Source organism: Natronoarchaeum mannanilyticum, assembly GCF_039522665.1.
GTDB lineage: Archaea > Halobacteriota > Halobacteria > Halobacteriales > Natronoarchaeaceae > Natronoarchaeum > Natronoarchaeum mannanilyticum.
In genome coordinates this window covers 189975-216677 of record NZ_BAAADV010000008.1, presented here as the reverse complement: position 1 = coordinate 216677, position 26703 = coordinate 189975, and the positions used below count along the sequence as shown (strand labels likewise).

Genomic DNA, 26703 nt, shown 5'->3' with positions numbered 1-26703 from the left:
TAGGAATCCTTAGCGTCGAGCGTTAAGATGAATTGCTCTTCAAGCACGGGGCCTGGGGCATCGCCAGACCTCGTCGTCGAGATAATCGAGACGCTCGAAGCGCGTGGGTTGGATCGAGACGAGTATCAGCTGTATGACGCTATCGACGTGGAAGCACTCGAGCAGATCGTGGACTTGTCGAGTGGAAGCGTGGAAGTACAGTTCACTGTGGAAGGAATCCGACTATCGGTGACGCCAGAGAGCGTCGACGTTCTGCTTGCCGAGGAAGAGCCTGATTCGACTGACCAGTAGCTGGACTGCGGTCAACATCGGAGACCTCCCTGAAAGCCCTCGGCCGCTCGACGTCCCGCGACCCACGCTTCGCTCCTCGTCCCTGCGGTGCTTGCGGGGTCGGGGGACGGTCGAGGCGGCCTCGCCCTTTCTGAGTCCGCCAGGCCGGTAGATGGTGTCACCGAGCGACGTGACCGGTTAGACTGGTGTGTCCGTCCCGGCCCGCCCCGCTCGCCGCTGCCGCCCGCCACGTCACTCGCGACCGACCATTCCGGGCGGTCTGCCTGCAGTAGCGGGCGGACTGCCGGGCTAAAATGCATGTGCCTTCGGCGCCAGCGCTTCACCCGTTTCGGTCCCGGACTTCCGGAGGCTTCCGGGACTCTCCGACCCGCGACGGACGTGGTTGCGTCGCGGGCGAAACGGGGAATGCGCTGGCCGCTCGCTCCGGGCGGGTCGGCGCGCGGTGCTGGATGGGCGTCCGCCTCAGGCGCGCTCTCGCTCGCGCCCAGGGGGCGCTCGCGAAGGCGCGAGCGAGAGCGCGCAGATGGGTCTGTCGGTCGTTGTCGTCGGAAAACCGCGATGTAGTAGCATCGCGGTGTCGGCGCGTGAGCGCCTTCAGTGGTACCTTGGAGAGATACCAATGTCCAGTAACAACGCTAGCGGAAAGGTCGTTTCGGTCGATGAACAGGCATTCGAGAACGCGGGCGAACAGGCGGTCGATGAAGACGGCTTCCCGGTCGTCGACGAGACGCCGGCGTTCGAGGCCGCGGTCGAGCAGGAGACGCAGGCGAAGGTGGATGCGAACCACCCGGACGGGATCGCGGACACGAGCAACGAGCGGATTCACGGTGTCCCCCTCGAACAGGAGGAGCGCATTCGGGCGCGGGAAGCCGAACTAGAGCGCATCAGTGCCCAAGCCGAGTTCGGGACGCAGGACGGTCGCGAGCAGCGCACGCGAGCAGTAGTCGCGGAGGGGAGTCGGAAGCGCCGCCGGGAGTTCCAGAAGCGTGCCGCGAGCGTGGAACCGATGGCCGACCCCGAACGAGATGATCCCCGGGCGGAACTCTCCCAGGATGAACTAGCGACGGTGAACGCGGAAGCTGATCGACTCGCGGAGCAGTTGGATGGCTGGGCGCGCGCGGCGATCAGTCGATGCTTGGCCGAGGCGGTCGTCGACGGCATGAGTCTCACGAGCGCGGTCATCCAGGTGTTCGAGGAGTTGCAGACGGCGCCAGGCCAGGTCGTGCCGATCGACGCCCTGGACGAGATAGATCGCGAAACGGTGAGCATCGAGGGGCGTGTCGAGACGCTCTGGGACAGTGACTCGCCGGCGATCCAACAGGTCGGGCTGGTCGCGGACGAGAGCGGAAAGACGAAGGTGACGATCTGGAAGGCATCAGACGCACCGTGGATTGAGGAAGGCGAGCGGGTGCGCATTCACGAGGCGGCCAAGAACTGGTACAACGGACGTGTCTCACTGGCCGTCACGGGATGGAGCACCGTTCACTTCCCCGAGCGCGGGCGGTGGTGGGAAGAATAGCCAGTCGGAGCAGCCTTCTTTTTTTGCTGTGCGCCGGACCGACCCAAACCCCACCGCCCCACCCACCGCTCCGTGCTCGCTCCTGACGTCGCTGCGCGCGCAGCCACAACCTCGGATATCGTTTGTCTGGTACCGCAATGGGTGCCGGTACAATCAAGCAGAGCTGGCAGCCTCCTCTGAGTTGAGGCTCGAGGTATCTACCTCGAAAACTCGTGAAACAACGGTCTGCCCCTGAAGTTGAAATGCGAAGTCGAGGGAACCAGTACTCAAGCGATGCATAACAGATACTCTGATTTCGAGGAACTGCGGCCGATCGGTGAGGCGTCCCACATTCCGGACGAGCAACTTAGCGATGGGTATGACAGCGAACCCAAGTACCAACGCGGTGCAACGAGAACAGGTAACTATCCCGATGAGCCGACGGACACCGGCAGAGAGTGCCAGTCCTGTGGGACGTCGATCCCAGCTGGCCAGACAAAATGTCGGTTCTGTCTCAACAACCACATCGGTGATGACCCCGCTAGTACGGACGAGACGGCGGACGTGACGTTCCTCGGGATCGTCCATATGGTCGTCAAGTCGACCACGTTCCACGGCGCCGTCGCGAAGGGCGGGGCCGCTGCGAACCTCCTCACCGCCAACGAGGCGGAGCCGGCCGTCGACGACTACACGCTCATCTACGATCTTGACGAGATGCCTGCGCGCCAACTGGCCGACCAATGGCCTTCGCTCCCCGACGCGGTACAAGCTGACTCAACAGCGGGTGAGCAACTGCTCACAGCCGCCTGCGACCGAACAGGGTGTGGTGCGCACGAAGCGTTGGAGCACCAGCAGCCCCCGACGCGGCTCTACGATCAGTGTGGAAACGCCATCCGCGACGAATCATGCCTCAGTGAGATCCTGGATGACACCGACGAGAAGGCATGGTTGGTTCCAGCGATCGGGCTTACCAAGACAGCTGGCGAGGAGAAGTCGGATAGCCAACGTTCGACGGTACCAACGACGGATCACCTCGACTGTCAGAAATGCGGGAGGACGACCGACCATCAATTCAAAACCTACGAATCGATCCCTGATGAGACGTGGACCGGACAACCGATCTGGGAGTGCAAGGTATGTAAAACAGTTCGTCATGGACCGGTCCCCAAGTCTCACAGAGAGGAACTGACTGGCTCATAGCACCTGATCTTCCTGAGCCTCAGTTATTCGCAGGGTCGTCTTCGTTGGCCAAATCTCCTAGGAAAAGGTTAACAGATTTACAACCAGTATTATTAGGAATGTTATTTATACCAGACGCCAACAAAATCTGAAGACATGCATGATCTCACCGCATTTAAGCGAGACTGTTTATATGTAATCGCCGGGCTTGACAAGCCTCACGGCCTTGCAGTGAAATCAGCGCTCGCCGAATACTATGAGAAGGATATCAATGCAGGCAGGCTATACCCTAATCTAGACGAGTTGGTAAGTATGGGACTCGTCGAAAAGAGTCAGAAGGACAAACGTACGAACGAGTACGCACTGACGAAACGGGCTAGACGCGAACTCGAAGCACGACGTGAGTGGGAAGCGCAGTACTTCTCCGAGACAGAAAATGCGGTACCAGCCGAATGATCCACTCATCTGCCGTAAAAGAGGAGTATCAGAGGCCTTTTGCACTGGTCGTTGCTGAACTAGTGTGAGAGAATGCAGCCAGTTTAGATGATGCCGCCAAGCAGGAGTAGGCTGATGATGACCAGTAGCGTCGCAACTACGCTCCCCCGGCTAATCGCTTGTTTTCCATCGCCTTCTCGTGGAGCAGCATGACGACGTACTCCTCACGGAACGTCTCGAGATTGTCTTCGTCGTAGAAGTACTTCGTCTTCAGCGCGAACCGTTCGGTCACCGCACAGTCGGTACAGACCGGCCCGCCTTCCAGCCGCTCTGTTTTAGTGTGACTGGTGCTGGCGATTGCCCCGCAGTTCGGGCAGTAGTTCGCGAGACGTTGTTTTTGCGCCCGGGAGGGGCGCAGGGCGCGAGACGGTACAGTCGCGAGTCGACGAGGATTCCTCAACTGAGGTGACCGAGATGAAAGACCCAGAGTCCAGAACCATCTTCGCTGGCGTCGATGGACGTACCGACACCGAACTACCCGAGTGGTACCGAGATCGTCACGGGGATGCAGACCCCGTGACCTTCGCCGAGGCGGTTCGTGATCTTCCGCAGGCCGTCGAGACGACCGTGGCGTACCAGAACCCTTACACTGACGAGTGGGTTGAGACGGAGCGGTTCAACGCGCTCGTTGAGCCGAGTCGCGCCCACTCGCAGGCCCAAGAAGAAGACGCCGAGACGGATCCACTATTTCACATCCCGACTAACAGTTACGCGATTATCAACCCTGTCGACGTCTACGGTCCGCTGGAGGAGGTCCTCCGCGAGGAGACCATCGACGGGACGCCGTTGGGTGAGGTGATGTTCGGTGAGATTCGGCGCTACCGGGGCGGCGGCGAGGTCCACATGGACATCATGTTCGACGGCCTCGAGGTGCGCCTTCCCGACCGGTCGGACCTGATCACGATGGGCGTCACGTCGGGCTACGACTTCTTCGGCGAGCACGCCGTCTACGTGGAGGGGTTCGCCCAGGACGGCTACTGCTCGAATACGATGCGCTCGCTCACCGACAAGGAGGTCATCAAACACGTCGGCGACGTTCGGAACTTCCGCACCTGGTGGGAGGAGCTCCTCGCACAGGTTGAACTCGTCGCCGACGACCTCTTCGAGTTCATCCGTGACGCTCAGGACATCAAGCTCGATTTCTCGGAGCTCCCGTTCACCGTCACGGAGTTCTACACCCTGCTGGGGTTCCCGGACTACCTGGCCGAGCGTGCCGCCGGCGATGCAGAAGCCAATGCGGCGTCCCCCTTCGAGATCGACATGTGGACGCTGCATTCCGGTGCAACGTACGCGCTCACCCACTTCTTCCAAGGGAAGGAGGGAGCGTCCCTCGATCAGTACGTCCGCATCGCCAACGATATCCTGGTCAACCCGGAGGGAACGATCGAGCGCGTCGAGCAGGCGTACGAGCAGCAGTTAGAGGCGGACGGCGACGACGGGTCGCAGGCGTCGCTGGCCGGCGAGCGAGCGCTCGCGAGCATCGAACGGGTCAGTGATGACCTGCAGGAAAAGGTAGAGCAATTCGAGGAGCGCGAGGATGCGCTTCGCGAACGGTTCCAGGACGCGATGGCCTGACGCTGCGCCGGTGATGTGATCGCTGTTCTGTCTTTCTCGCCCTCGAGGGGTGGAGGGCTACAGAGATGGAACAGTCCACAATCAGCGATGGAAGTGACGACGAATTCCCACCTGCGAAGCGTCTCGAAACACCGGATTATCGATTGGTCGAGGCCGGTATCGTGACAATTCCCGATATGGAGACACTCCGGGAGTGTGTTGCCTACGAGAATACCCACCAGAATCGGACGCAGATTCTGCGTCGACTCAAGTGGAAAGCTGAAGAACTGCGTGAAGACGAGGGGTAAGCTCCGGTATTAACCAACAATCTCCACGAAGAATCCCCCTCTGTTGGTTAACAGTTGCTTCTCAGTTTTTCATACCCCCGGAGAGGGTGAGGGCTCCTTCGAAAGCCCTCTGAGGTGACTTCCAGTGAGTCAACAACAGAGTCCCGACAACGTCTCAATCGACGAAATCCCGGTCGATATCGACAACACGCAATCAGCGGAGGTCAATCCCGCCGACGTCCCCGACGAAATCGAGTCCATCACCCGTGGGCTCGCCGGTGAGCAGCCGCCGGCGAATCCGTTGGTCGTGCTGAAAGCGGCCCGGTGGTGGTATATCCACGGCAAGGGCGGCACGGATCCTGCCTTTCAATGGGCCATCGAGTGGGCACGTCACCTTGCGACCGACACGCCTAGCGACATCGAGCTGTTCGACGAGTTCCTCGAGTACCTCGTCACGGTCGGCTTCGCGAACGAACGCCACGAGCTCCGCTGACCGACAGAGCGATTTTTTGAACGCCCCAGAGGGGTGCGGCGCGGTCTGAACTGATGCAGTCGCCGTGAACTTGATTCGGAGAACACAATGGCTACGACCAGTGATTCGTCGGTCTCCTTCGATCAGACCGACACGCGATCAGACGAGATGAACAGCACTATCGAACAGTGGATCGACGAGCTCGTCGTCGGCGTCGACGACGCGCAGGCCAGCGAAGAGTTCCAAGAGTGGCTCGACGTCCAGAGTCGCTTCCACGACTACTCCTACCGGAACACGCTCCTCATCAAACGCCAGTGTCCCGAGGCAACCCGGGTGGCCGGCTACCGTACGTGGCAGGAGGAGTTCGACCGCCACGTCACGGAGGGGGAGTCGGCCATCTGGATCTGGGCGCCGATCATCACGAAACAGTGCCCGGAGTGCGAAAACTCGCCGAGTTACCACGAGGACAGCGATTGTGAGTACGACGCGACGCCACCCGAGGAGTGGTCTGAGGGCCTGGTCGGATTCAAGCCCGCGCCGGTGTTCGACGTCTCCCAGATCGAGGGAGAACCGCTTCCCGACCTCGACACGAAAGCGACCGGAGACGCCGGCGATCTGGTTTCTCGGCTGATTGCCGCTGCTGATGAGCTCGGCGTAACAGTGCGAATCGTTTCAGAAGAGGAGTGGACCCACGGCGAGGCGAAAGGCATCTGCGAGCAGTTGAGCCTCGTCGACGTTCAGCCGCTCGTCGAGGTGCGTGATCGAGAGAACGAGGCTGACCTTGCGCGGACGCTGATCCACGAGTACGCGCACGCCCTGCTCCACTTCGACGTCGACGACGATACCGAGCGGACGAAACGCGAAGTCGAGGCCGAGGCGGTCGCGTACGTTGTTGGGCGGTACTGCGGGCTCGACACCAGTGGCTCTGCATTCTACCTAGCTGCATGGGAGTCAGACGATCCGGAAGTCGCTCGCGACCGTCTCGACCGGATCAGTACCACAGCAGAAGAGCTCATCGACGTGATCGAAGACGGCGCCTGAATCGTTAACCAACGTTCGGTTCTGAGTCTCTATTTCGTTGGTTAATTCTGTTCGTCTCCGTCATCCAGGGCAGTCGCAAGGCTAAAGCAGGCCCGAGTTTATACTCTATGTAAGAAGCGCAGGTATGAGTACAATAGAGCAATCGAAAGATGTACGCCAGGGACTCTCGACTCGAGAAAGTCGACTCCTCTCACGACTAGCCGGTTCAGGCCACCAGATCATCTCCGTCGACGACATCGAGACGACGCTCGAGGTCGCCCCAAACACTGCCCGAGAGATCGCCTCCCGGCTCACCGAGAAGGGCTGGCTCGATCGGCTCTTCCCAGGCACGTATCTCATCATTCCACTCGCTGCCGGTGAGGAGTCCGTATACACAACCCATGAGTACCTCATTGCTGCCCACGTCGCCGAGCCGATGTACATCGGCTACTACAGCGCCCTCAGCCACCACGGGCTGACCGAACAGGTCCCCCGGACGGTGTACGTCGTCACGCCGACCCGGGCGCAAAGCCGGGAGACCCACGGCGTTCCGTACCGCGTTACCACAGTCACCGAGCGGAAGTTCTTCGGATTTGATCCGACATCCATCGAGGGTACGACCGTTCAGGTCAGCGACCTGGAGAAGACGCTGGTTGACTGTGCGGACCACCCCGAGTTCTGCGGTGGCCTTCGGGAACTCGCGACCGCGATGCGAGCCGCCGACGAACGGGGCTGCGACTGGGACACCGTCGGCGAGTACATAGAGCGCCTCGACAACGGCGCTGCGACCAAGCGGATCGTCTACCTCGCCGACCAGTTGGGCATCGATCTCCCCGCCCGCGAGGAACTCGTCGCGTCGTTCACGAGCGGCTATTCCCTACTAGATCCGACGCGGCCTGACACCGGATCGACCGACAGCGCGTATCGCCTCCGGGTCAACGTCGAGCCAGCCACGCTGGAACCGACGGAGTCCTGATTGCGATGATCAGTCAGGACCGGCTCAGGATCCTCGCCCGCGAACTGGGCGTTCGGCAAGGGTACGCCGAAAAGAACTACGTCAATTCGTGGCTCCTTTGGGGCATCTTCGCGAGCGACTACGGTGACAATCTCCTGTTCAAAGGCGGGACCGCGCTGTCCAAGCTGTATTTTCCGCAATCGTGGCGATTCTCGGAGGACCTCGATTTCGGTGTCGAAGGGGAGTATCAGGGATCCAAGCGAGAGCTACGGACGGTTCTCGATACGATCGCCGACCGATCTGGCATCGAATTCGAGATTCGAGAGCACCACGAATCCCAGCAGGACCACTATCCGACCCACTACGTCGACATCAGCATTCAGTACCGGGCCGTCCTCAACCACCCCAACACGACCAGCATCGACGTGATGGTCGACGAGCATGTCGCCTTCGACCCTGTTCAGCACACTCACGCGTACGAAGACGTTCCCGAATTCGATCTCCAAGCGTACAGCGTCGAGTAGATCTTCGCCGAAAAGCTCCGTGCGATCTATCAGCGCGGGGCCGCCCGTGACTACTACGACCTCTATCAGCTGCTCGAAACCGATTCGGTCACGATCAACTTTGCCGACGTGGGACCCGCCTTCGAGGCAAAGTGCGACCACGATGGACTCACCGTTGATCTGACGGACGGCCTCCCCGCCGAGCAACAAGAGACGATCCGCCACCAGTGGGGGACCACGCTGCCAGACCTGACCGGTGATCCGCCGGCGTTCGAGATGGTCTGGAATCGATTGGACACGGCGATCTCCCAACAGGAATCGTCGTAGGCAACGGTCGATATCGGTGTCGGTGGGCGATGGGTGCCGCATCCGGAGCTCTAATGATTAACCAACAAACCGGGACCATTGGCTGGTGCGTTGGTTAAGTTTTTGAGCGCCCGCCGAGGGGCGGAGGCGCATTCCAGCCTTCACCGAATTAGGGAGAGGGATGAGAACAGTCTATGGTCTATATCAAGGGGTTTCAGCATCTTCCTCTGCCGAAACGTTCACTTCGCTCACTCCCTGAGGTCAGAATCTCCGATTGGACCAACCGGACCATCGGTCGACATCATGGTAGGTCCACTTCGTAGTCAGCCGTCAACTCCTGGAACTCATCCCACTCTGGGAGCTGCTCGTCATCAACCTCGCCGTGCGTCTCGAGGTAGCGCAGCAAGGCGTCGATTTCGTCTTCGAGGCCATACTTCGCCGCCTGCTCTCGGAGGTCCGCCTCGTCAACGTCGACGTGGCTGAGCAGGAGGAGACAGTACGAGCGGTGGCGACTGCCGTCGTCGATCAGCAGCGTGTGACAGCAGAGCTCCGCCGGCGAGACTGCGTCGAGGTCTTCGGAGTAGACGTAGTAGCGGTGGCCGGTGAGCAGGAACTGGAGGTCGAAGGTCGCGAATCGAGCGAGGCCGGTTTCGTGGAACCCCTCTGCCTCGATCTCCGTCTCAGCCTGGGCGAGGAATTCGTCGTAGTCCTCCCAGAGAATCGTGCCCTTCGGGGCGACGGCTTCGAGGCGCTGGCGATGTAGATGATGTGCGAGTTCACGGACGAACTCGTGGAGGCGGCCGAAGTCGGCGTTGAACTCGTAGTGGCCGTCGGCCGTCCCGACGAGACCACGGTCACGAAACCGCTTGAGGACTCGGTTGACCGTGTTGCGGTAGTTGTCGCTCCGGTTGGCAATCTCGGAGACGGTTCGCGGCTGGTCGAGGTAGTACAGCACCTCGAGTGCCTTCCCGGTCAGCAGTTCGGGAAACTCGATGTGGGAGTGCTGGCGGACGAGGTCCCGAAAGAGTTCAACGGCGCGAGCATCCGACGGGACGACTCGTTTTCGCCGGCCATCGCGTTCCGTGTAGACGAGCCCCTTCTCGACGAGGTCGGCGACGGCACGAGAGAGGTAACTCTCACTGTGGTTGAGCTTCGTCGCGAGTTCGGAGATCGTGTCGCCGCGGTCGACCGTGGCGAGGACCTCGAGTTCGATGCGCCGGAGCACGGTGTAACATAGTACGAAACTTGCATATAAAGAAGTTTCGAGTAGTGTTACAGACAGAGAGGAACAAGAGCTTGTCCCATCGTCTTAACCAACAAGACTATGGGTAGAGAGTCCGTGTTGGTTAACACGGAGAGTCGATGTCCTACGAACCACCGTCCCCACCGGCGAACCTTCCGACGGAGATCGTCAACACGCTCAACGAAGCCACATCGGAGCATCTTCGGGACGTTGCCAGCTACGCCGAGACGTTGGCCGAGTACAAGGAGCGTGAAGCTCGTCTCGAGGAGGAAGCGGACGACGCCGACGTCGAGGAGCGCCCCGATGACCTCCCAGACGACGTGCCGGCGAAGGCGACGATCACGATCAAGGAGATCAACGACAACCGCTACTACTACTGGCAGTGGCGGGAAGGAGATTCGGTGACGTCGAAGTACAAAGGGCCAGTCAATCCTGACGAGTAAACTCGAAGTAGGAAGACACCCACCCCACGTTTCCGTCGTAACTGGAAGTCGGGGGTGGAACTGATTTCGAAGGCTTTGGTGAATCACCGGACGGCGTTCGATTCACTGGGTTACGGCTCGCTTGATGTTGTAAACCGCACACATCAGGACAATCTCACGAGATTCACGGTACCACGCTCGGGCACGCACCGCGTGCCGAGCGTGCGCTTGACCGTCGAGAAGACGGTCTCAGACAGCGCTCGTTGGCCGTAGAGAGCCCCATCGATCCGCGCGTTATGCGCGTGATCGATGGGGCGGAACTCTCGATGTTTGATCAGCGGTCTAACGCCTTCCTCCCTACGTTTATCGCGTAATTGCTGCCAGTCGTAGCCTTTGTCGGCGGCGAGGCTGTGCAACTCGCCCGCGTTGCGGCAGGCGAGTTGCCAGCCGAGCTGGGTGTCGTGGCGTTTCTCGGTCGTACAGTGAACGTCGAGGATGGCCTGTGACGCTGTATCAACGAGCGCGGTGGTTTTGAGCGTCTGGACGCGGTAATTCGTGCGGCGGCAGTAGTGTTTGCTGGCGTGTTCGCGGTCGAAAAACGTCGCGTCCATCGCAGCGTATCCGGAGGTGTCGTGCAGCTGCGCCGATAGGCGCAGCAGCACTCGCCACACCGCCATCTTGATCCTGCCAAACGCCTTCACTAGCGTCGAGTGATCCGGAATATCGGCCTTGCGAAGGCCGATCTCCGCCAGTATTTGCGGCATCTCGCTCAGCAAATCAAGCGTGTCACGATACGGTTTCGCGAGGTAAATCCGTAGACAGTGCAACGACACGACGGCGTAGTCGGCCACCAACAGCGTTTTTAGCTGATCGCACTGCTTTCTTCGTGAAGCGGGAAATCTTCGACATGGATCATCGGCGGTTTCCCGCTTCAACGTCCTAGTTCTGACGGTCGAAGCCGACGCCATCTAGTGGTTCACCAGAGCCTACAAATATGCTCTCAACATCACCAAACCTACATCAATCAAACAACGATCTGCCATTTAGCATCTGATCTACTACCAGAAGTGGAGCGGGATCGGTGACAACCACGCCCAGGCCGCGCTTCCACAGGGATAACTACCGGACTGGCATCTTCTCGAAAGACTAGCACTTCGGAGTTCCTAACAGTGCCAGTACCCCATGGGTCCTGATTAGTCACAGTTCGTTTGCAGTGTTACCGTATTTCCTGACGCGTATATCAGACCACGACTGACAGGGGTGCATCTCGTCGAAGGAGGGTCAGAGACAGTCCACAGCTCATCACCGTCCTCGGCGTTCAGACCCACAATCTGATCAGTCGTCGGAACGACGACCGACTCCCCAACGACTAATGGCGAGCCTGTAGCATCGAGATTTTGCTTCCAGTGGACGTCGCCACCCACCACGCCAAGCGCATATACAGTTTTCTCATCCGCACTGAAGACACGGCTATTCCCGATTGCCGGCGAGAACAGGCCACCATCGTACATCGCTTTTGACCACCGGCGTTCCCCATTCGTGGCGTCGAACGCCGCGAGTTCGTAGCGGTCGTAGCTTGCGAGGACAAGATCCTCAACGCGAACCAACGGTTCTAGAATACTCGGTCCTAGGATTTCCCACTGGGTCTCACCGGTCTCGCGATCCAGTGCGTAGATTCCCTGGGCGGCAGAGCCATCTGCGGTGATGTACACGTAGTCATCGTCGACGGCCGGCGGTGCAGGGATGCTTGCACGCTGGTGATCGTCACCGAACGTGCGCGTCCACTGTGTATCGCCAGTGGACGCCGCAAGAGCGGTTACATCTCCCTGGTCGCTCGTGGCGACGAGGAGGTCGTCAGCGACGGTCGGCGGGTTAGGTCTGCCAGCTGTATCGTGCGTCCAGGTGGTTGTCCAGCTAGCAGTGTCGAGTGCGACGAGTCCACCGGTCGATGGCTCGGTATAGTCACCGAGTACAGGCGTCACAGCGATCGAATCTACGAGGGCTGGCGGCCCAGTTGGGCGACGGTTGAGTTCGTGAGTTGTGTCGGACTCACCGTCGTCGAGTTGGACGGTGGTCAGGATGCCATTGTGCTCCCCAGGTGTACGGCCGACGACGACAGCCGTGTCGTTAGCGGTCACAAGGCCAGTGATGTCAATATCGTCTGCAAGAGAGGTCGTCCAGTAGCCGTCGTTAGCTGTGAGCGTCGGCTGATCGGGAACAGCGTTCGTATTCTGCGGAGAAGCTCGTGCCTGTGGCCACCGTGCGACGCCGGGGTCTGTCGGCGTACACGATCTGGTCTGGCAGCCTGCAGTTACCGCGAGCGCTGTCGCGGTCGAGGCCGCAAGGTACTCGCGGCGAGATATGGAGGGCATCTCATCGAAACGTCGGATACGGAACCCATAGAGATTTTGAATATCTATCGATGGCCGATCTTCCTCACGATGACCGCGAGGCCCGCACTTCAGAGCCACTACGAGTCATGTCGTCGCAGTTCGGACAGGCACGCGGATCCTCGACATCGCGAGGCGTGAAGACTCGGACGAACGACCGCGTCACGTGGGATTCGCAGTTTTGACAGGTTGGCATCGTCTGTCATAGACGTGTCTACTGTTATAAGTTTTCTGTAGAGTAAAATTGCCATCTTACAGTACACCTGCGAAATTTCATAGGGCACTCTCGGTTAGGTAGTAATCTCAAAACGGGCACCGCCGTCGGCACTGCTGGTGGCTGTGATAGTCCAATTATGTCGGTCGACTACTTCCTCGACAATCGTGAGCCCGAAGCCAGTCCCATCGTCAGCAGTTGTATATCCTGCTTCAAGCACGGCCGTGCTGTCCGTAGAGGAAAAGCCGCTCCCGTCGTCGGCGACATAGAACCCATCGTCCATCGCACCGAGTGTCACCGTTACGTTCGAACCACCGTGTTCGACAGCGTTCTGAAAAAGGTTCGTGAGGAGCTGGTGGAGTTGATCGCGATCGGCTGTAACAGTCTGGTCTGTTTCGATCGAGAGTGTCGCATCCTTCGTTGGAAGCGAATTCCAGCACGCTTGGGCAAGAGATTCCAACTGGACTGGTTCACAGTCCAGTGCCTCTTCTCCAGCCTGAGCAAGTGCCAAAAGATCATCAATCAACGCATCCATACGATCTAACGCATCACCAAGATCGTCGAGATGGTCGCTCTCACAGTCCTCGCGCAACAATTCAAGATTCCCCTTCGCGAGTTGTAATGGGTTCCGAAGATCATGGCTCACGACACTCGTGAATCGATCCAATCGCTCATTTTGTTGGACGAGCTCACGCTCGCGTTGCTTTTGGTCGCTGATGTCGCGGTCCATCGCCACAAACCGGTCCTCACCATCAAGGTTGAGGCGAATGAGATGGATTTCGATCGGGAATGTAGACCCGTCTTTGCGTTCGAGTTTGCCCTCAAATCGCTGTGGGGTATTCGGTTCAAGCGTCTTCCAGAACGACGATGCCTGATCCGAGTCAGCGGTCGGATCGATGTCCCAGACTTTCCGTCCAAGCAGCTCGTCTTCTGTGTATCCAAGCTCGGTGCACAGTCGCTGGTTGACATCCTGAATGACACCGTCTATGTCATGGACAGCGAACATATCCGGGGAGTGCTCGAAGAGCGCATCGAGCCGCGCACTATGAGACTGTAACTGCTGTTCGTATCGTTTGCGGTCGGTGACGTCATCTTGGAACCCGACAAATAGGTCAAGGTCGCCGTCGTCGTCAAACAGCGGTGCGATGCGGACACGGTTCCAAAATTCCGTGCCGTCCTTCCGATAGTTTCGCAACTCAGTTGTCACCGGTTCTCGGTTGTCGATGGCCTCGCGGAGCGTCTCGACTGGCTCGTCATCAGTCGCTTCCCCCTGCAGAAACCGACAGTTCCGACCGATGATTTCGTGTTTCTCGTAACCGGTGAGGTCGGTGAATTCGTCGTTTGCGTAGATAATCGGATTATCATCCTGATGTGGATCAGTCAGGAGAACACCGATTGGCGCCTCATCCATTGCTTTTTCTTTGGCCGACAGATCCACGGCCTCCGCATCATCCGATCGAGGCGTGAGCGTGCAGATCAACGAATTGTCGTCTGTATAGGAGAGCGTATGTTCGACGTCGATCTGCGTGCCGTCCTTCCGAACAAACGACGTAGTTCCGTGCCACTGGCCATCACGCGCTGCTGGAAGGAGGGTGTCGTACACGTGATCAACGTCCTCGTCTTGGTAGAGCGTCTCCCAGTGTTGCCCAAGGAGTTCTTCGCGGTCGTATCCGAACAGATCCGCACAGGCAGTGTTCGCATACTCGATATACCCCTCGTCGTTCAGAATACTGATTCCTTCCTGTGCAGTTTCGATCGCTTCGAGGCCACGATTCAGGTACCGTTCGGTCCAGTACGCTTCGACAGCATTCTGGATACGATTGGCGAGCACGCGGTACTGGTCTGTCCCCGTCTCTTTCTGGAGATAATCTGTGACACCAGCCGAGATCGCGTCACTGGCAATCTCTTCGCTCCCGTTCCCCGTAAAGAGGATAAACGGGAGATCTGAATGCGTCTCACGTACCCGGTCTAAGACTTCAAGTCCATCTAGATCAGGCATCTCGTAGTCACTCACGATGCAATCAACAGCGGAGTCGTCCTCATAGAGAACGTCGAGCGCGTCATATGGATCTGTTTCAGTACGAACAGAGAAGCGTTCATCCTCGCGTTCGAGGCGCGTAGCAACAAGCTTCGCAAAATGGTGTTCGTCCTCAATCTGAAGTATATTGATGGATTTCGAATCTGGAGGTGTCATCGAGTTCGAAGAGCCACCATCATCGCCGTTCATAGTTGCTACATGAACGGAAGCATTAACTATCTTACTCGTTTGATCCACTAACTCACCTCTAGAGTCGTTATTTGATCCCGTGAATTAGCAGATACTATATGATTTAGAGAATAGCGTTCAAATAGAGTAGAAATACAAGGCTTTTTATCATTTAATGCGAAATGATTATTCGCAGTGGTTTGATACCGCTGCGTCGACCCATTGGCAGATCCGAGGGTAATACACGGGGTCTCGCCCGTGGGCGGGTGGGTGCCCGCCACTCGTTGTTGCTCTTGATGAAGTATATCTTCACAACTAAGAGATAGATACCAGGAAGGATTTGGTTGTCTACCCAACATTTATTAATATGTCATATTCTCGCAGTCAGTGTTTCAGAGGATCGGGCTCTTCAGCATTTTCTCCGTTATGGGATGTACAGGACTCACAGGTAATGAGGGCACAATCCGGTAGTGGTAATGTTCAAATTAGCTGATTCCATGCGAAGGCGAACGCTTGGAGTCACTTTTCGGCGGTGGTTGCTTCGGCGTGGCTGAAACAATTTGAGAACTGATTAGTTCGACGTTTTAATTCTCGAAGGACACGTTCGACGCTGTTCCGATTCCCGTGGCGTTCGTACTGGAATCGGAGGCCGTGGCGGTGAAGTTCTGCGTGCAGCCACGGCCCAGAATCGACGAGAAAGAGCGCGTCATCGACGCGATGTTTCTCGCAGAGTTCCGCAAGGTACATCTCGGTAATCGCTTGATTTCTCGTCGGAGCAAGCTTGACGTGCAGCAAGCGGTTCGTCTCGGGATCGACCGCAGCGTACAGCCAGAACTGCTCGTCATTCAGTTGGATCACGGTCTCGTCAACCACAACGTGATCCGGATCGTCGCCGCCAAGGGGCTGTAACTCTGCTTTCTGCGTCCAGTTGTGCACGGTCGCTCGGCAGCGTTCGATACCCAATCTGTCGAGAATCAATATGGTATCTGATAGTGATAGTTCCGCCAAATGGAATCGGATACCGAGCTCCATCGCTGGCCCGGGTGTCGCCTCTCGCTCCACAAAATCTAACTCGAGGGAGTCGCTATATCCGGTGAGGCTGGACACCTAGAAATCACACCGCCTCGTTCTTCAGACCTTATCTGAACACCGCCATCTAACGATCGTGTTTAGTTTAGCGAGTTTCACCGGGCGGCGAAGGCTTGCGGCCACGATTCGGCGGTTGCTGGTTCAACATGCCCGAAATTAGTACTAACCGAACGGCGATTTAGGACCGGTCTGCAGGCGGGGCCTGAACCTTCGAAACCAGGTCGCTGTCGAGTGCGACTCGCATCTCGATTCGTTTCCCTTCTCTGTCGATTTCGACGAAGCCGAGCGAGTTGTAGACTGCCAGTGCGATCTCGTTGTCGGCGTCGACGTGGAGTCTGAGCGCCCGGTGGCCGTCGTCGGCCGCGTACGCCATCGCCTGACGGCACAGTTCCGTCCCGAGCCCGCTGTCCTGGTACGGGCTAGCAATGAAGACGATGAGCTCTGGCTCCTGTTGGTCTGCGGGGAGGAAAGCGACGTGTCCGACGAGTCGACCGTCGTGGAACGCGAGAACACTCCGTCCGTTCTCGATGACTTTCTCCACCCAGCGTTCGACTTGCGGACGGGTCAGCGGGGGCAGGGACATAGAGCGGTGACGCGAGGGGTAGTCGTCGTAGAAGTTCACGAGCGTCTCGAACTCCCCCTCTGCACCCGTTTGGATGAGAAGCGGATTTCCCTCCTTGTCGACGAACCGGGGGCAGCGCGGCGGACACCCCTCGGCTCCCCGACAGTCGGTATGGTCCCAAGCCGTCGTCCGCTCGCCGCCCGAGTTAGGTTTCGTCATCATGTCGTTCGACCTACTCTAACGAACGATGGGATGACCCATCACGCTAGGGCAGTTTATATCCGGGGTTCAAATAGGGACGGAAACGACCTGCTGAATCATCCTGCTGTCCTGGCTATCTGACAATCATCGGATCTCCTTCATGATAGGCGAATCAAAATCATAATCAAATATATGGTTTATAGTATTGTACACTGTATAGTTATGATTTGGCGGTCTTATGCCCAGATTTGACGCGTATCGGGAGAATAAAATCACGAAAAACTGTGTTAGGTAGTGGACTACCAAAATATGAAAATCCATACACTATTTGGGCTCGGCGTGGTATTATAAGTGGCTCCTCTGCGAGTCTCTTCACCCTCTCCATTACATATTTATGGATGTAATGGGCCGGATAGAGCAGCCCAACATCTGTTCATCGATATTGAACGCAGTGGTGGGCCGAATTCGGTAACCATCTACAGGAAAATGCTCAATAGGGAGAATTGGAGGAGTAACCGCCATATTCGTCTCTATCACGTGAAAGCGCAGCCCGGAACTCGCCCCCATCTGTTCGATTAATTCGAATCAACTACTGAATGTCGCCTCGGATTATAAAGAATGGGTGTAATTGGGAGAAACGCCGCATCAGGTGAGTAGTTGACTACCTCGGTCCGTCCGTTGAATGATGAGTGTTCGTGGTGGAAACCGCTATTAACGCCACTGAAACGGCCCGAGAATGGGATTCAACGGAGGTGAACAGAACTGCACGGGGGTGTACCAACTATCGCACACGGGAGAGTCGACACAGTCAGCTCGGACGAATGAGTGTTCGAGATCGTCTGGGAGTTCGTGCGACAGGCGACGACCGGCGTGACGAAACTGGCGGCACTCGACACGACGAAAAGTACCGACCTCTCGACGCTCGAGGAGCGCGGCGCGTTCTTGGAAAAACGACGCCAGACAGTGCCTGCTGAGTGTTCTTCTTCCATGCCGCGGAAGTCCGGAGACGCAGGTGATGTACAACGAGATCTTCCCGACCCCGGACGAGATAGCAAACGAGACGAACGGGCGCCGACCACTTCCTCGAAGGGGTCTCCGGCGTCGTGCCCTGATGACGGATGACTCGGGAACCTCTACGGCGATATCAGCGTCTCCGGCGAACCGTGTGCGAATCCGTCTTGTAAATTCGTTCTATTTAATCGAACAACCTCCGTACGGTGATATCCGCGTCTAACGCACTTCTGGTGGTCCTATCGTTCGTAACCGAGAACAGAACCTGTTCTATCTACATGAACGGGTCCGGTAGCCACTGACGGCGGCGTCTCGTCGCCCGTCTGTGGGACCGGCCCGCTACGCCGACTCGTCGGCCGCACTGCAGATGAGGACCGGTCGATCCGTATTCAAAATCACGGACTGGCTGACGCTCCCGAACAGCATCTTGCCGGCCGGTGATCGCTTCCGGCCGGCGATGCAGATGGCGTCGGCGTCGAGCTCGTCCGCGTGCTGGATGATGGACTCGGCCGGCTCGCCACTCCCCTCCCGCAGGTCGACCGACACGCCGGCTTCCTCGAAGATCTCGGCGGCCCGTTTCACCGCATCCACTTGGACGACCGACGCCCCTTCGGGGTTGTCGACGAAGTCGTGCAGGAGGTACGCGTGGGTCTCGTCCTCGTCGAAAAGGTCGAGGACCGTTTCGGCCTGTGCAACTGCTCGTTCGACGCTCTGGTCGATGCCCAGTAGGACATCTTTCATGGGTCTGTATTCATAGACAACCGTGAAATATGTATCGCTCGTTCGAAACGGAGGCGTTTTCGAAACGGCAACCGAACGCGGGTCAGTCCGTGAGCCCCACGCCGAGGTGTCTGTCGAGGACTTCCTGGTCGTTCTGGACAGCCGCCGAATCCCCCTCGTAGACGATTTTCCCCTTCTCGAGGATGTAGGTGTAGTCCGAGACGTCGAGTGCGACGGGGATGTTCTGCTCGACGACCAAGATGGTGATGCCCTGCTCGTTGAGATCCTCGATGATGTCCTCTATCTGGCGGACGATGTACGGCGCCAGCCCTTCGGTCGGTTCGTCGAGCAACAGGAGGTCGGGGTCGGACGTCAGCGCCCTGCCGATGGCGAGCATCTGCTGTTCCCCGCCGGAGAGCACCGAGCCGTGTTTGTGCTCCCGTTCGGCGAGGTTACCGAACATATCGAGGATGTCGTCGACGGACGGGCCGTCGGACGCGTCGACGCCGATTCGGCCCATCTCGATGTTCTCCCGGACGGTCAACTCCGGGAAGATTCGACGCTCTTCGGGGACGAACGCGATGCCGTTCCGTATCGTCTCCTCGGTGCTGGTCGTCGTGATGTCCTCTCCGTCGAACGTTATCGTGCCGTCCGTCGGCGTGATGTTTCCGACGATCGACCGTAGCGTCGTCGTCTTCCCGACGCCGTTGCGGCCGACCAGCGAGACGACGCCGCCCCGCTCGACGTCGAAGGAGACACCTTGCAGTACTTTCGTCAGGTCGTAGCCGGCGTGGACGTTCGCCAGCGAGAGGAGTGTGTCGCTCATTCTCGTACACCTCCGAGGTACGCGTCTCGGACGTCCTCGTTGTCGGCGATCTCGTCGGGCGATCCGGTCGCCAGCTCCTGCCCCCGCGTCAGAACGGTAATCCGGTCGGAGACGCGCATGACGAGGTCGATATCGTGTTCGATGAGCATCAGCGACTGGTCGGCGAGCACGTCGCTGATGAGCTCCATCGTCGACTCGGTTTCCTCGCTGCTCATCCCCGCGGTGGGTTCATCGAGCATGACGAGCTTCGGGTCCGTCGCGAGGACGAGCCCGATTTCGAGGCGGCGCTGGTCGCCGTAGGCTAGCGTCTCCGCGAGCTCGTCGCTCCGCTCTCGCAGGCCGACCTGGTCCAGCACCTCCGTCGTTCGGTCGTTGATGTCCGCAAAGGAGTTCTTGTCGCGGAACATCGCTTCGCCGAGGTTGATGTCGTCGCCGTGGACCGCCTGTGCGGCGATACGGACGTTCTCCCGGACGGTGAGTCCGCCGAAGACGTTCGTGATTTGGAAGGAACGGCCGAGACCGCGTCTGACGCGGTTGTGGGGCGACATACTCGTAATGTCTTTACCCTGGAATCTAACCGACCCCTCCGTCGGGGTGAGTGCCCCAGTGATGAGATTGAACGTCGTCGTCTTCCCGGCACCGTTGGGGCCGATGACGCTCCTGAACTCGCCGTCTTCGACTTCGAGGCTGACGTCGTCGACGGCGGTCAGCTCGCCGAACCGCTTCGTCAGACCGTCGGTTTCGAGTACCGTGTCAGTCATCCGATTTCACCTCCGTCTCGTCGGGTCCGATGGGCGTCTCCTCCTCGTGTGACTGTCGGAAGCGCTGGTTCAGCAGTGACGGCACCGAGACGAGTCCGCGCGGAACGAACAGCACGAACAGCACGAAGATGGTCCCGATGACCAGCTGCCACTGCTCGGTGTACCCCGAGAGGATCTCTTCGGCGCCGATGAACGCGCCGGCTCCGAGCATCGGGCCGAACAGCGTTCCCATCCCGCCGAGCAGGGCCATGACGATGACCTCGCCGGAGTGAATCCAGGCGAGCGTCTGGTCCCGCGAGATGATGAACGTGATCGGACTCGCCGCGAGCAGCCCGCCCGCGAGGCCGGCCATACCGCCGCTGACGACGAACGCGCGGCGCTTATACTTGATCGTGTCGTAGCCGATGAACTCCGCGCGGTCCTCGCTTTCCCGAATCGACTGGAGCACGCTCCCGAAGGGCGCGTTCATCAGCCGCCGGGCGAACAGGAACGACAGTATCGTCAGTGCGAGCGCGAGGTAGTAGAACACCGTCATCTGTTCCAGCTCGAGTCCCAGTATCATGAACTCGATGTCCCCGAGCTCGGCCCCGATCCCGGCGATGCCGATAAACGGCGCCTCGCGCAGGAGCAGCCCGTCGCTCCCGCCGGTGAACTCGAACTTGACGACGGCGTTGTAGAACAGTTCGGCGAACGCGAGCGTGATCATCGCGAAGTAGACGCCAGAGACCCGAATCGAGAGGCTCCCGACGATCCACGCGAGGACGGCGCAGATGACGACCGCAACGAACAGCGACACAACTATCGACTGCGTGTAGTGAAGCGTCACCAGCGCCGCCGCGTACGCGCCGACGCCGTAGAACATCGTGTGCCCGAGCGGGACCAGTCCCGCGTAGCCCATCACGATGTCGAGACTGAGCGCGAACAGCGCCCAGATGACGATCTCGTTGAGGAGGACGATGTAGTAGCGGTTGCCGAGGAACAGCGCCGCGAACGGCGCGAGCACCAGCAACGCGACGAGGACGACGCCGAGTTTCGTCCGCGTGCTGTCGGACAGGAACCCGCCGTGCCCGCCGACGAGAATGTCGCCCTCGCCGCCCTCGGACTCCTCACCTCGCGTTCCGAACAGGCCCTGGGGCTTCAGGAGCAACACGCCGATCATCAGCAGAAAGACGGTCAGCCCTTCCAGGTTGGGGATGCTCAGACCGACGCCCCCGACCTCGAAGAGCTCCGTCCCGCTGTAGGTCCGCATCAGCGTCTGGACGACGCCGACGAGGAGCCCGCCGAAGACGGCCCCGCGGAAGCTCCCGAGCCCCCCGAGGACGACGATGACGAACGCCGTGATGATGACGCCGTTGCCCATCGTCGTGTTGACGTTCTGGTAGCCGCCGAGGACGACGCCGGCGACGGCCGCAAGCGCGGCGCCGACCCCGAACACGAGCGTGTAGTAGCGGTCGATGTCGATGCCGACGTTGCGGACCATCTCGCGGTCCTGTGAGCCCGCCCTGATTATCATCCCGTACTTCGTCCGGTTGAGGAGATACCAGGTTGCGGCCGCCAGCAGCGCGCCGAAGACGATGATGAAGTAGTTATACACCGACAGCTGAATCGAAAAGAACTCGACGGGCTGGGAGAGGTACGCCGGGACGGCCAACTGCTGGCGATCGGTCCCCCAGCCGAGTTCGATGAGATCGCTGATGATGAGGACGAGCCCGAACGTCAACAGGATGTGATAGAGCGGGTTCCGGCCGTACAGCGGACGGACGGTCGTCCGTTCGATGGCGGCGCCGATGACGCCGACGATGAGCGGTGCGACGATCAGCGCGACCCAGAACCCGACCCCCGGACCGAGCGGATTGACGATGCTCAGCGCGAAGTAGGCGCCGAGAGCGAACAGCTCGCCGTGAGAGAAGTTGATGACGTCCATCACGCCGAAGATGACGGACAGTCCCGCGGCTACCAGGACGTACACCATCCCGAGCGTGATGCCGTTCAGCAGTTGTTCGATGAAATCTGCGACTACCATGGACGGGTTACACGTTACAGCCGAGTTCGCTAGCGGGCGGGAGGGCGTCCTCGCCGGAGACCTCGTTGATGAGTTCGACGCCGGGCATCTCACCGCTCCCTTCGACGATCTCGCCCATCCAGACCGGGTTGGTCGCCTGACGATCCCCTTCCCGGAGCGTGATGTCTCCGAGGACGGTCGTGAAGGTCCCTCCCTCGAGGGCGTCACGGGCGTCTGCGGGGTCGGTGCTGTCCGCTTCGTTCATCCCCTTGGCGATGAGGCGCACCGAGTCGTAGCCGACGCGCGCGAAGTTCCCCGGCGGACCGTCGTTCTCGCCCTGGTAGGCCTCGACGAAGTTCTGGTTGTCGCCCAGTTCCAGCGACGGCAGGTAGCGGACGCCGCCGTAGGTGCCGACGCTGTTAGCGCCCGTCGCCGCGCGGACGCTCTGGAAGGACTGGGTGCCCGAGACCAGCGCCACCTCGTCGGTGAGCCCCTGGTCGGCGGCCTGGTTCGTGAAACTCACGAGATCGCCGCCCGTCATCCCGAGGACGGCCACGTCGGCGTTGGAGTTGCTGATTTCGCTGATGTAGGACCCGTAGTTCGACGATCCCAGTTCGGAGGTCGAAGTGCCGACTTCGTTGTAGTTGTCGTTGGCACTCGCCATCCGCTCGCTGACGCGCTCGTAGACGGACTCGCCGTAGGCGTAGTCGGCCGTGTGGAACCAGACGTTCGTCCCGAGGTTGTTCACCGTGTACGCCGAGATCGCCTCGGCAATCTGGGCCGTGTTGTGCTCGAACCGGAAGACCCACTGGTTACACGCCGACCCCGTGACGGGGACGGCCGCCGCACCCGGGAAGTAGACGATCTCCTGTTGGTTGGCGAACTCGTTGAGCGCCAGCGCCACCGAACTGGAGATCGCGCCGACGATGTAGTCCGCGCCTTCCTCCTGGACGACGCGCTGGGCCTCCGACTGGGCCGGGCCCGTCGACGTCTCCGTGTCGCCCTCGGCCAGTTCGACCTCGAAGTCGTAGTCCTCGTTGTCGTTGATCTCGTCGCGGGCGAGCTGGGCGCCGTTGCGCTGGCTCGGACCGAGCGTGCTGTAGGACCCGCTCATCGGGTTCAGGCTCGCGATCGTAACGGTTTCGGCGCTCGACCCGCCGCTACAGCCGGCAAGCGCGAGCGTGCCGGTCGCCCCCGCCGCCGCGAGGAATTTTCGACGCGACGTCGTTCTCCGAACAGTCCCGTCCGTAGAGTCTCCTGTGTGCTCCATCGTCACAAGGGGATTGACGGTTATTAACTATTAAAATCTTGTGTCATAAGGGAAATGAGATGAGAGACTGCGCCAGCGGGCGGGTCACTCGGTCCAGACGGTCTTGCGGTTGACGAACTCTTTGATACCGGCTTCGGACAGCTCGCGCCCGTACCCCGCGTCTTTGATGCCGCCGAAGGGGACGCGCGGATCGGACTTCGTCATCTGGTTGATGTAGACGCAGCCCGCTTCTACCTCGCGTGCGAGTCGCTGGGCGCGTTCGCGGTCATCGGTCCAGAGGCTCGCACCCAGCCCGAAGCGCGTGTCGTTGGCGACGTCGATCGCTTCGTCTTCATCGGCGACCTCGTAGACGGTCGCGACGGGGCCGAACGTCTCCTCGGTGTCCGCGGGACAGCCCTCCGGCACGTCGGTCAGCACGGTCGGCGGGTAGAACGCGCCCTCGCGGTCGAGTGGCTCCCCGCCGGTCACCACCGTCGCACCCGCCTCGATGCTTTGCGTGACCTGCTCGTGCAGTTCGGCCATCAGGTCGGGGTCGGCCTGTGGACCGACGTCGGTCTCCTCGGCAGTGGGGTCGCCGACGGTCAGCGCCTCGAAGGCGTCGACGAGGCGGTCGACGTACTCGTCGTAGACGTCCGTGTGGACGACGAAGCGCTTGGCCGCGATGCACGACTGGCCGCCGTTCTGGGTGCGCGCCGTCACGCCCGTCTCGACGGCCGCCTCCAGGTCCGCATCGTCCAGCACGACGAAGGGGTCCGACCCGCCCAGTTCCAGCACCGTCTTTTTGAGCTGGTTGCCGGCCGTCTCTGCGACGGTCCGGCCCGCCGGGCCGCTGCCGGTCAGCGTCGCTGCGCGGATGCGGTCGTCCCGGAGAACCCCGTCGATTTTGCTGGAGCCGACGAGCAGCGTCTGGAAGACGCCTTCGGGGTAGCCGGCTTCCTCGAAGACCTCCTCGAGCGCCAGCGCACAGCCCGGCACGTTCGAGGCGTGCTTGAGCAGGCCGACGTTGCCCGCGGTGACGTAGGGCGCGGCAAAGCGGATGACCTGCCAGAATGGGTAGTTCCAAGGCATCACCGCCAGCACCGGCCCCAGCGGATCGTGGACGGTCTTGACCTCCGTGCCCGGCGGACTCGGGTGGTGTTCGTCGGCGAGGTACGCGTGGGCGTACTCCGCGTAGTGGTCGCACGCCCACGCGCACTTCTCGACTTCCGCCCGGGCTTGCGCGATGGGTTTCCCCATCTCTTCGGTCATCAGCCGGGCGTACCGCTCTTTGTTCTCACGGAGGACCTCGCCGGCGTTTTCGAGCAGTCGTTCGCGCTCGCGGAGGGGGACGTCGCGCCACTCCTCGAAGGTCGACTGGGCCGTCCGGAGTTTCGCCTCGATGTCGCCCTCGTCGTCCTCGTCGTAGGTGGCTATCTGCTCCCCCGTCGCAGGGTTCGTTGCTTCCATACTTGTATACGAATCATACACATAGGGTATTAGTGGTTTTGCCGGGGAGACCCCGGACGAGCCCCACCGTCGAGCGACCGAACGGGCCGGATCGGCGCCAGCAATAGGTTTTATCTGTAATCCTGTCGAAGAGACGCTCGATGTACAAGCACGTCGCTCTGTTAGTACGACAAGCGGGGATGTCCCACGAGGAGTTCGTCGAGTACTGGCAGAACAACCACACGCCCATCGCAAAAGACATCGAGGGCGTCGTCCGCTACCAGCAGGTGCTCCCGACCGAGCCCGAACACGCCGAGTTCGACGGGTTAGCCGAACTGTACTTCGAGACGCTGGAGGACCTGTACGAGGCGCTGGGGAGTCCCGGCTCCCGCGACTACGACCCGACGAAGGAGATCGCCGCCGAGGCGCGCGACGACGTGGATAACTTCCTCGCCGTCGAGGAGCGGCCGCGCATCATCGGCGAGGAGATCGTCCAGAAAGACGAGGTCGACGGCGACACGGACGGCCTCTACAAACACTCCGCCTTTCTCGTCCGGCAGGACGACATGACCCACGAGGAGTTCATCGACCACTGGCAGAACAACCACACGCCCATCGCCCGCGAGATCGAGGGCGTCGTCAAGTACAACACGGTCATCCCGACCGACCCCGAGAACGCGGAGTTCGACGGCGTCGCCGAACTCTACTTCGAGGATCTGGACAAGCTCTACCGGGCACTCGGGAGCGAGGGATCCCGGGACTACGACGCGCCGGGCGGGAAGGCCAAAGAGGCCCGCGAGGACGTGGACAACTTCCTGGCGATCGACGAGCGGCCCCGGTTCATCGGGTGGGAACGGCTCGTCAAAGATCAGGGCTAAACCATGCCGGACTACGAGACGCAGGTCAGAGAGGCGTTTCCCGAACTCGACTATATCTCCTCGGAGGGGCTGCGAGAGAAGGTCGTCGAGGCGTGGACGCTCGCGCTCGACCGCGGCGGCTGGCGCGACATCGCGGACGTTCCCTACGCCTGGAACATCCACGAGGTGACCAACGTCGAACACGTCCGGGGCGTCACGCGCATCGCGCGCGAGTCAGCGCAAGAACAGCGGGAGTTCCACGGCGCCGACCCCGACATGGACGTCATCGTGGCCGCGACGCTCCTCCACGACGTGGGGAAGTGCTACGAGTACGTCGACTTCGTCGACGAGGAGAAACTCCTGGAACCGGACCCGACGTACGCGACCGAAGAGATCCCCCACTCGCTGTCGGGCTACGCGCTCGCCCACGAGGTCGGCTGTCCGCTGGCCGTCCAGCGTGCGATTCCACACTTCATCGGCGAGATCCCCACTCGCACCGTGGAGGCCGAACTCGTCAAGAGCGCCAACTCCGCGTCCTCGAACGCGATCACCCAGTCCGCGATGGGCATCACGCTTCAGGAGTGGGTCGACCAGTACTCCCAGACCCAGGAGTGACTCGATCGCAGTCCGCTTCTCGTCGCAGTGTGGTAGTCCGCCCCACAGTATAAGGGAGCCGAGTTAGTCTAGCTATATATGCCGATCCCAGGCTACGACCCCGAAGACATCGACGACACGCTCGAGGATCTCCTCACGACGGAGGAAAAACAGGAGTATCTCACCGACGAGGAGTGGGAATCCTACCGCAGCGGCGACGAGAGCCTCCTCGACCTCCTCGAGAGTTCGGAAATAAAGTCGATCTTCGAGCGGCGAGGGAAGCTACCGGACTCCTCCTGATCCCGTACTCGTCATCCCGTTCGCGGGCCAGAGGGGCACCGACCCCGGGA

26 protein-coding genes and 3 pseudogenes are annotated in these 26703 nt (G+C 60.1%); 15 read left to right on the top strand and 14 right to left on the bottom strand.

Translation table 11 applies throughout. The features are described from left to right. Positions 1-27: 27 nt before the first annotated feature. The 4 genes from ABDZ81_RS17760 (at position 28) to ABDZ81_RS17745 (ending at position 3424) form a co-directional block, all read left to right on the top strand. Positions 28-291, top strand: coding sequence for a HalOD1 output domain-containing protein (locus ABDZ81_RS17760; protein ID WP_343775859.1), 264 nt, complete (start codon positions 28-30; stop codon positions 289-291). A gap of 619 nt (positions 292-910) precedes the next feature. Continuing rightward, positions 911-1810, top strand: coding sequence for an SOSS complex subunit B family protein (locus ABDZ81_RS17755; RefSeq protein WP_343776039.1), 900 nt, complete (start codon positions 911-913; stop codon positions 1808-1810). Between the two features lie 273 nt (positions 1811-2083). Then, the gene (locus tag ABDZ81_RS17750) at positions 2084-2989 is read left to right on the top strand and encodes a biosurfactant protein 1 (RefSeq protein WP_343775856.1); all 906 of its coding nucleotides are present in this window, start codon (positions 2084-2086) and stop codon (positions 2987-2989) included. A gap of 135 nt (positions 2990-3124) precedes the next feature. After that, positions 3125-3424, top strand: coding sequence for a helix-turn-helix transcriptional regulator (locus ABDZ81_RS17745; RefSeq protein ID WP_343775854.1), 300 nt, complete (start codon positions 3125-3127; stop codon positions 3422-3424). Positions 3425-3507: 83 nt separating this feature from the next. On the opposite strand, the pseudogene ABDZ81_RS17740 reads toward ABDZ81_RS17745, so the two are convergent. Next, positions 3508-3782, bottom strand: a pseudogene (locus tag ABDZ81_RS17740) (restriction endonuclease); the annotation flags it as partial. 95 nt (positions 3783-3877) lie between these two features. Here ABDZ81_RS17740 and ABDZ81_RS17735 point away from each other — a divergent pair. From ABDZ81_RS17735 to ABDZ81_RS17710, 6 genes and pseudogenes are all read left to right on the top strand, one after another. Further along, complete coding sequence (locus tag ABDZ81_RS17735) at positions 3878-5038, top strand: hypothetical protein (RefSeq protein WP_343775851.1); 1161 nt, start codon at positions 3878-3880, stop codon at positions 5036-5038. Between the two features lie 65 nt (positions 5039-5103). Next, a complete protein-coding gene (locus tag ABDZ81_RS17730) occupies positions 5104-5325 on the top strand; it encodes a DUF8129 domain-containing protein (RefSeq protein WP_343775848.1) in 222 nt (73 codons plus the stop codon). A gap of 124 nt (positions 5326-5449) precedes the next feature. After that, the gene (locus ABDZ81_RS17725) at positions 5450-5797 is read left to right on the top strand and encodes a DUF8013 domain-containing protein (protein WP_343775845.1); all 348 of its coding nucleotides are present in this window, start codon (positions 5450-5452) and stop codon (positions 5795-5797) included. Positions 5798-5884: 87 nt separating this feature from the next. Further along, the gene (locus ABDZ81_RS17720; protein WP_343775843.1) at positions 5885-6817 is read left to right on the top strand and encodes an ArdC-like ssDNA-binding domain-containing protein; all 933 of its coding nucleotides are present in this window, start codon (positions 5885-5887) and stop codon (positions 6815-6817) included. A 124-nt stretch (positions 6818-6941) separates the two neighbouring features. Beyond that, the gene (locus ABDZ81_RS17715) at positions 6942-7772 is read left to right on the top strand and encodes a type IV toxin-antitoxin system AbiEi family antitoxin domain-containing protein (RefSeq protein WP_343775841.1); all 831 of its coding nucleotides are present in this window, start codon (positions 6942-6944) and stop codon (positions 7770-7772) included. A gap of 5 nt (positions 7773-7777) precedes the next feature. After that, positions 7778-8581: pseudogene (locus ABDZ81_RS17710) on the top strand (nucleotidyl transferase AbiEii/AbiGii toxin family protein). Positions 8582-8861: 280 nt separating this feature from the next. On the opposite strand, the gene ABDZ81_RS17705 reads toward ABDZ81_RS17710, so the two are convergent. Next, entirely contained in the window at positions 8862-9785 is a 924-nt protein-coding gene (locus ABDZ81_RS17705) for a MarR family transcriptional regulator (protein WP_343775839.1), read from the bottom strand. A gap of 137 nt (positions 9786-9922) precedes the next feature. Between ABDZ81_RS17705 and ABDZ81_RS17700 the strand changes: the two genes are divergently transcribed. Further along, positions 9923-10246 carry a DUF6788 family protein gene (locus ABDZ81_RS17700; protein ID WP_343775837.1) on the top strand — a complete coding sequence of 108 codons (324 nt, stop codon included), beginning with the start codon at positions 9923-9925 and terminating at the stop codon, positions 10244-10246. A gap of 102 nt (positions 10247-10348) precedes the next feature. On the opposite strand, the pseudogene ABDZ81_RS17695 reads toward ABDZ81_RS17700, so the two are convergent. The 6 genes and pseudogenes from ABDZ81_RS17695 to ABDZ81_RS17675 all read right to left on the bottom strand — a co-directional run bounded on the left by ABDZ81_RS17695 (position 10349) and on the right by ABDZ81_RS17675 (position 16905). After that, a pseudogene (locus tag ABDZ81_RS17695) lies at positions 10349-11134 on the bottom strand (IS5 family transposase). A 284-nt stretch (positions 11135-11418) separates the two neighbouring features. Next, positions 11419-12597: an outer membrane protein assembly factor BamB family protein gene (locus ABDZ81_RS17690; protein ID WP_343775835.1), complete on the bottom strand. Its 1179-nt coding sequence runs from the start codon at positions 12595-12597 to the stop codon at positions 11419-11421. A gap of 64 nt (positions 12598-12661) precedes the next feature. Then, positions 12662-12811 carry a DUF7563 family protein gene (locus ABDZ81_RS18190; protein WP_425541920.1) on the bottom strand — a complete coding sequence of 50 codons (150 nt, stop codon included), beginning with the start codon at positions 12809-12811 and terminating at the stop codon, positions 12662-12664. 94 nt (positions 12812-12905) lie between these two features. Beyond that, complete coding sequence (locus tag ABDZ81_RS17685; protein ID WP_343775833.1) at positions 12906-15056, bottom strand: PAS domain S-box protein; 2151 nt, start codon at positions 15054-15056, stop codon at positions 12906-12908. A 498-nt stretch (positions 15057-15554) separates the two neighbouring features. Beyond that, complete coding sequence (locus ABDZ81_RS17680) at positions 15555-16142, bottom strand: IS6 family transposase (protein WP_343775831.1); 588 nt, start codon at positions 16140-16142, stop codon at positions 15555-15557. Positions 16143-16302: 160 nt separating this feature from the next. Next, complete coding sequence (locus ABDZ81_RS17675; RefSeq protein WP_343775828.1) at positions 16303-16905, bottom strand: GNAT family N-acetyltransferase; 603 nt, start codon at positions 16903-16905, stop codon at positions 16303-16305. Positions 16906-17712: 807 nt separating this feature from the next. Here ABDZ81_RS17675 and ABDZ81_RS17670 point away from each other — a divergent pair. Beyond that, complete coding sequence (locus tag ABDZ81_RS17670) at positions 17713-18009, top strand: hypothetical protein (protein WP_343775825.1); 297 nt, start codon at positions 17713-17715, stop codon at positions 18007-18009. Positions 18010-18237: 228 nt separating this feature from the next. Here ABDZ81_RS17670 and ABDZ81_RS17665 read toward each other — a convergent pair whose 3' ends face one another. The 6 genes from ABDZ81_RS17665 to ABDZ81_RS17640 all read right to left on the bottom strand — a co-directional run bounded on the left by ABDZ81_RS17665 (position 18238) and on the right by ABDZ81_RS17640 (position 24923). Next, positions 18238-18639, bottom strand: a complete 402-nt coding sequence (locus tag ABDZ81_RS17665) for a universal stress protein (protein WP_343775822.1) — start codon at positions 18637-18639, stop codon at positions 18238-18240. Between the two features lie 82 nt (positions 18640-18721). After that, a complete protein-coding gene (locus ABDZ81_RS17660; protein ID WP_343775819.1) occupies positions 18722-19444 on the bottom strand; it encodes an ABC transporter ATP-binding protein in 723 nt (240 codons plus the stop codon). Continuing rightward, positions 19441-20205 carry an ABC transporter ATP-binding protein gene (locus ABDZ81_RS17655; protein WP_343775816.1) on the bottom strand — a complete coding sequence of 255 codons (765 nt, stop codon included), beginning with the start codon at positions 20203-20205 and terminating at the stop codon, positions 19441-19443. Before ABDZ81_RS17655 ends, ABDZ81_RS17660 begins: the two co-directional genes overlap by 4 nt. Next, the gene (locus ABDZ81_RS17650) at positions 20198-22228 is read right to left on the bottom strand and encodes an ABC transporter permease (RefSeq protein ID WP_343775813.1); all 2031 of its coding nucleotides are present in this window, start codon (positions 22226-22228) and stop codon (positions 20198-20200) included. Before ABDZ81_RS17650 ends, ABDZ81_RS17655 begins: the two co-directional genes overlap by 8 nt. A 7-nt stretch (positions 22229-22235) precedes the next feature. After that, on the bottom strand, positions 22236-23477 hold the full coding sequence (locus tag ABDZ81_RS17645; RefSeq protein ID WP_343775810.1) for an ABC transporter substrate-binding protein: 1242 nt from the start codon (positions 23475-23477) through the stop codon (positions 22236-22238). Between the two features lie 84 nt (positions 23478-23561). Then, the gene (locus tag ABDZ81_RS17640; protein WP_343775807.1) at positions 23562-24923 is read right to left on the bottom strand and encodes an NAD-dependent succinate-semialdehyde dehydrogenase; all 1362 of its coding nucleotides are present in this window, start codon (positions 24921-24923) and stop codon (positions 23562-23564) included. Between the two features lie 140 nt (positions 24924-25063). Here ABDZ81_RS17640 and ABDZ81_RS17635 point away from each other — a divergent pair, with 140 nt between their 5' ends. The 3 genes from ABDZ81_RS17635 (at position 25064) to ABDZ81_RS17625 (ending at position 26653) form a co-directional block, all read left to right on the top strand. Beyond that, positions 25064-25780, top strand: a complete 717-nt coding sequence (locus ABDZ81_RS17635; RefSeq protein WP_343775804.1) for an EthD domain-containing protein — start codon at positions 25064-25066, stop codon at positions 25778-25780. 3 nt (positions 25781-25783) lie between these two features. Next, positions 25784-26374, top strand: a complete 591-nt coding sequence (locus ABDZ81_RS17630) for an HD domain-containing protein (protein ID WP_343775801.1) — start codon at positions 25784-25786, stop codon at positions 26372-26374. A gap of 78 nt (positions 26375-26452) precedes the next feature. Continuing rightward, positions 26453-26653, top strand: a complete 201-nt coding sequence (locus ABDZ81_RS17625) for a DUF8027 family protein (protein WP_343775798.1) — start codon at positions 26453-26455, stop codon at positions 26651-26653. The last annotated feature ends 50 nt before the right edge of the window (positions 26654-26703 follow it).

Excerpts from the sequence above, each read along its gene's own strand:
- ABDZ81_RS17685 (WP_343775833.1), bottom strand. The coding sequence starts at position 15,056 with ATGAACGGCGATGATGGTGGCTCTTCGAACTCGATGACACCTCCAGAT.
- ABDZ81_RS17755 (WP_343776039.1), top strand. The coding sequence starts at position 911 with ATGTCCAGTAACAACGCTAGCGGAAAGGTCGTTTCGGTCGATGAACAG.
- ABDZ81_RS17760 (WP_343775859.1), top strand. The coding sequence starts at position 28 with ATGAATTGCTCTTCAAGCACGGGGCCTGGGGCATCGCCAGACCTCGTC.
- ABDZ81_RS17650 (WP_343775813.1), bottom strand. The coding sequence starts at position 22,228 with ATGGTAGTCGCAGATTTCATCGAACAACTGCTGAACGGCATCACGCTC.
- ABDZ81_RS17625 (WP_343775798.1), top strand. The coding sequence starts at position 26,453 with ATGCCGATCCCAGGCTACGACCCCGAAGACATCGACGACACGCTCGAG.
- ABDZ81_RS17745 (WP_343775854.1), top strand. The coding sequence starts at position 3,125 with ATGCATGATCTCACCGCATTTAAGCGAGACTGTTTATATGTAATCGCC.
- ABDZ81_RS17665 (WP_343775822.1), bottom strand. The coding sequence starts at position 18,639 with ATGAAAGATGTCCTACTGGGCATCGACCAGAGCGTCGAACGAGCAGTT.
- ABDZ81_RS17660 (WP_343775819.1), bottom strand. The coding sequence starts at position 19,444 with ATGAGCGACACACTCCTCTCGCTGGCGAACGTCCACGCCGGCTACGAC.
- ABDZ81_RS17750 (WP_343775856.1), top strand. The coding sequence starts at position 2,084 with ATGCATAACAGATACTCTGATTTCGAGGAACTGCGGCCGATCGGTGAG.
- ABDZ81_RS17720 (WP_343775843.1), top strand. The coding sequence starts at position 5,885 with ATGGCTACGACCAGTGATTCGTCGGTCTCCTTCGATCAGACCGACACG.
- ABDZ81_RS17640 (WP_343775807.1), bottom strand. The coding sequence starts at position 24,923 with ATGGAAGCAACGAACCCTGCGACGGGGGAGCAGATAGCCACCTACGAC.
- ABDZ81_RS17715 (WP_343775841.1), top strand. The coding sequence starts at position 6,942 with ATGAGTACAATAGAGCAATCGAAAGATGTACGCCAGGGACTCTCGACT.
- ABDZ81_RS17635 (WP_343775804.1), top strand. The coding sequence starts at position 25,064 with ATGTACAAGCACGTCGCTCTGTTAGTACGACAAGCGGGGATGTCCCAC.
- ABDZ81_RS17690 (WP_343775835.1), bottom strand. The coding sequence starts at position 12,597 with ATGCCCTCCATATCTCGCCGCGAGTACCTTGCGGCCTCGACCGCGACA.
- ABDZ81_RS17735 (WP_343775851.1), top strand. The coding sequence starts at position 3,878 with ATGAAAGACCCAGAGTCCAGAACCATCTTCGCTGGCGTCGATGGACGT.
- ABDZ81_RS18190 (WP_425541920.1), bottom strand. The coding sequence starts at position 12,811 with ATGCCAACCTGTCAAAACTGCGAATCCCACGTGACGCGGTCGTTCGTC.
- ABDZ81_RS17730 (WP_343775848.1), top strand. The coding sequence starts at position 5,104 with ATGGAACAGTCCACAATCAGCGATGGAAGTGACGACGAATTCCCACCT.
- ABDZ81_RS17630 (WP_343775801.1), top strand. The coding sequence starts at position 25,784 with ATGCCGGACTACGAGACGCAGGTCAGAGAGGCGTTTCCCGAACTCGAC.
- ABDZ81_RS17675 (WP_343775828.1), bottom strand. The coding sequence starts at position 16,905 with ATGACGAAACCTAACTCGGGCGGCGAGCGGACGACGGCTTGGGACCAT.
- ABDZ81_RS17645 (WP_343775810.1), bottom strand. The coding sequence starts at position 23,477 with ATGGAGCACACAGGAGACTCTACGGACGGGACTGTTCGGAGAACGACG.
- ABDZ81_RS17655 (WP_343775816.1), bottom strand. The coding sequence starts at position 20,205 with ATGACTGACACGGTACTCGAAACCGACGGTCTGACGAAGCGGTTCGGC.
- ABDZ81_RS17700 (WP_343775837.1), top strand. The coding sequence starts at position 9,923 with ATGTCCTACGAACCACCGTCCCCACCGGCGAACCTTCCGACGGAGATC.